The 3,456-nt window shown below is 66.3% G+C and carries 3 protein-coding genes; all 3 read right to left on the minus strand.

What is annotated here, in order from left to right:
- Positions 1-282 precede the first annotated feature (282 nt).
- Positions 283-618 carry a hypothetical protein gene (locus FV226_RS27030; RefSeq protein ID WP_147765344.1) on the minus strand — a complete coding sequence of 112 codons (336 nt, stop codon included), beginning with the start codon at positions 616-618 and terminating at the stop codon, positions 283-285.
- A gap of 808 nt (positions 619-1,426) precedes the next feature.
- Positions 1,427-1,978 (minus strand): hypothetical protein, encoded by a 552-nt coding sequence (locus FV226_RS27035; protein WP_147765345.1) that lies wholly within the window; start codon positions 1,976-1,978, stop codon positions 1,427-1,429.
- 194 nt (positions 1,979-2,172) lie between these two features.
- Positions 2,173-2,595, minus strand: a complete 423-nt coding sequence (locus tag FV226_RS27040; RefSeq protein WP_147765346.1) for a hypothetical protein — start codon at positions 2,593-2,595, stop codon at positions 2,173-2,175.
- Positions 2,596-3,456: the final 861 nt, after the last annotated feature.

Below are 3,456 nucleotides of genomic sequence, written 5' to 3' on the forward strand. Positions count from 1 at the left end.
AGCCGGTCCAGTAGGGCGTCGCGGACGAAGCCGGCGACCGGGACCTTTCGGGCCTCCGCGGCGAGCTGCACCGCGAGGCGCAGGTTCGACGGCACCTTGACGCTCAACCGCGCGGCGGCAGGCATCTCGTCAGAGGAATGGGGCGGCGGCGTCTTCATGCTCGCATCATGCCCGGCCCGGGCTTGGCGGTCTCAGGGCAGGAAGGGGCAAGAACAGGCAGGTCGCGCACGCGCGCACGCGAGAGATGCCTCCACATTTGGAGGCATCTTCTCCCCGTCGGGTTCAGGCCCCGCGGCCCCGCACCCATGCGTCCAGCCCAACCGGATCGACACACCACAGGCCACCCGTCTTCCAGGCCCATCCGCCCGGCTTGCCGTGCCGCCGAAGGGTATCGACGGACTTCTGGCACTGCCGGGCGGCTGCCTTGATCGGCAGGGGCGCCGAGGCCGGAAGGGGAGGCATTTCCGGGCCGTCTTCCGGGAGCCGGGCGAGCTGATTGATCCAGCGGTTTACCTCGGCCGCCCGCTGGGCACGGCGAGCGTCCAGAGCGCTGATCTCGGCCTGTCCGGCGCGGATGCGGGCGAAAAGGCCGGCGGCGTCGTGACGGGGCGCGGTCATGTGAAGGCCCTCCCAAGGGCGGGGTGACTTGGAAAGGAAATCGCATTCTGAGAAAAAAAGTAATCGATATGGTTCAGGGCTGCGGGGCAATTGCGGTCTCTCTCCCGCGTTTCCACGGTCCCTTGACCTTCCGCCCCAAACGCCCCGCCAGCCCGCGCCAGGCGGCCGAGGACAGGCGCGGCCATGGTCTTCGGCGCTCGGATGCCTGTGCAGGTCCGCGCCCGTTCTGAGCCATCCTCGTGGGTCCGCGGGCCGGTCGCGCCAGTCGTCAAGGTATCCTGATGACTGCCCCCGCCGCCGTCGCCCGCGCGCGCACCCGCCACCTCTCTTGAACGGCGCCGACTATGGCGGGACGGCATCGAGGGCCAGGGCGGCAATGAGGGCGCCGAGGATGGCACGACCGATCGGTCAACCTCCCCGTCGTCGCCCCTTACGACGACCCCGAGATGCGAGGGTGCAGGATAGGGCGCGGGGGGTGTCACCCGCGGCGGCGAGGGGCGGCGCGCTCGCGTGTCCCCAAGGGGACCGTGAGCGAGTGCGTCGGCCCGCCATGCTCGCGCACGGGGGTGAGATGCCAGGGAGATAGTCGAGGCACCCGGCGCGGCAGGATGCGGTGTCGGTCCTTCAGCTTGGAGAACGTCTGTGGTTTGCGTCGAGCTGCCCGCGTCCCTTCCCGGTGAGGGGATGGGGCTCGGGGGCTGGGCCCCGGCCCCACCCAACCAAGGCGAGGGCGCCTGAGACTGAAATGTACCGGGAGAAGAGAAGAGTATGAGCGACAAATCTGTCTCATCGGTCTCATGGCACCGGCTCATCGCAGGGCCTCCCGGGCTTGCTCGACGTGGCCCGCCTGCACGTCCTTCGGCAGGCGCATGAAGGTCGCCCGGGCCATGCCCAGGCCGTTCCAGGGCGCGAGCTTGGCGACCGACAACTCGCGCGGCGTCCTCGTCTCGCCGGTCGCCTGACGCTTGGCCTTCAGGGCTGCGGCCTTCGCGGCCTTCATGGCCTTCCCGTGCTTCGTGGCGGTCCAACCCATCGGCCGGATGAACCGGAGGCCCAGGCGCTCGGCCTCGGCGATCCGCACCTTGAGGCGGCGGCCGATGGCTGGCGACGTGTAGCGCGGCGGGTTCGGGAGGATGCGCCGGACGGCGTTCTCGGTGTCCGCGCCGGTCAAGCCTGGGCAGTTCTGTGCGACCCACTCGGCCAAGGCGAATCCGAAGCCGGCGGCTCCGCACTTCATGGCGAAGTGAGGCACGACCTCATCGAGGTACGCCATGGCGTCGTCGGTGCGGCACGGACCCTTGTGCCGGTCGCGCAAGATCAGCGTGATCTCGTGCACCCGCCTACGAGCGGGAATGAGCACGGAAGGATCACGATTTCCGTGCACCGGGACCTGTGCAGCAACCTTCGGGGCTGCTACAGGTTTTGTGTCTGACGGATGGTTTGGGTGAGCGCCTGGTCCAACCTCGACGGGTGAAAAATCGAGGCCCTGCGGTAGCCGCCGCGGGGCCTTTTCATTTCCACTTCGAGTGAAGGCGCCCCGTGCTGGGGCGATGTTCACAGAATTCCTGCCTCCCTGTGAGCGTCATGAACACGTTTCATGTGCGCATGGTGAAGTAGTGTTCTAGCACAAAGCCATGCCGATTGTTTGGCAACACCTTGGCGCATGAGCTGGTTTTGTAGATTGCGGGTCTCTTTTGCGCACGCCTTGTTCAGGTCGGGCGAATAGCCGTGCGGAAGCCGCTCGATGACATCGGCGAGCAAGGCCCCGTTGTGGTGGAGCGGGAAGGGGACGACCTGGGCGGCGTGCGCCAGGTCACGACCAGGCCCGATACGGCGGCGATCCGGGATCCGGTGGCGGCGGGCGCCTTCAAGGCGACCCGACGCAGCTCGCTCGGCCGGCGACGGCTTGCGGGCCTTGCGCGCCGGCTTGGGTGGGATCGGGGGCAGCGGCACACCGGCCGCCTCGAATAAGTCCATGGTGACTGCCTCTCGGGGTGTAGTCGCTCCCGAGAACGCTGAGTCATCAAAGGCTTGGGCGCAACGGCCTCGAGGCCGTTTGCTGGCACCTGTTCACCATTGAATGCGGGGGCATCGAGGCAGCTGCCCTTGTCGAGGGGGGTGCCGGAGACCGCGGCGAGGGCGTCAGGGTCGATCCGCTCACCGCGCTCAACATCCTGGCGCACGGTCCGAGGGGCGCGGCCGGTCGCTTTTGCCGTTGCGTCGGCGAAGGACGTGGTGGCAGAATTTGCCGCCACGTCCCCTCGACCAAGCGCCCGGTTCGCTCCCGCGGCCTGCGCTTGTCCCATCGCTGTCTCGGGATGCAGTTCGAGGTAGATCGCCTTGCGCCGTGCCGTCCCGCTGGCCCGCTGTCACGCAAACGTCCGATTGCGTGACGGCCTACGGGTCGGATCGGACCCACAGGTTTCCTGTCGGAAATCTCGTCACAAAACCTGTGCTCCGTAAACCCGCCACGTGAGACGTTGCGAGACAGTCCCGAGGTAGGGGCGGCTCCGTGCGCGCACGGGTGAGAGGCTTCAATTGGCCCAAGTTGGGCCGATTGAAAGGGCAGCTACTTGCGCACACCGGATCGGCGTTGAGGGGGCGGCGAGGGCGTACAGAACGGTGGCAGGCAAATCGGCCACGGTGGCCGATTTGAAGCCGGGTCAAATACACAACTGTTGTGGATTTCCGACGTTCATGGATTAATCCTCTATGGTGAGTAGAGCTTGTGCAGCTCGCACTCGTAGCATAAAGCCAAGAACTACAGCTATGGTTCCCAATATAATTGGTATTATCAAGTCTTTTGGAGCATATCCAAAGTAATCTCCGATTATATAT

The sequence above is a fragment of the Methylobacterium sp. WL12 genome (genome assembly GCF_008039475.1).
In the GTDB taxonomy this organism is placed as follows: domain Bacteria; phylum Pseudomonadota; class Alphaproteobacteria; order Rhizobiales; family Beijerinckiaceae; genus Methylobacterium; species Methylobacterium cerastii.

Coding starts and splice junctions, on each gene's coding strand:
- FV226_RS27030 (WP_147765344.1), bottom strand. CDS start 618: ATGACCGCGCCCCGTCACGACGCCGCCGGCCTTTTCGCCCGCATCCGC.
- FV226_RS27040 (WP_147765346.1), bottom strand. CDS start 2,595: ATGGACTTATTCGAGGCGGCCGGTGTGCCGCTGCCCCCGATCCCACCC.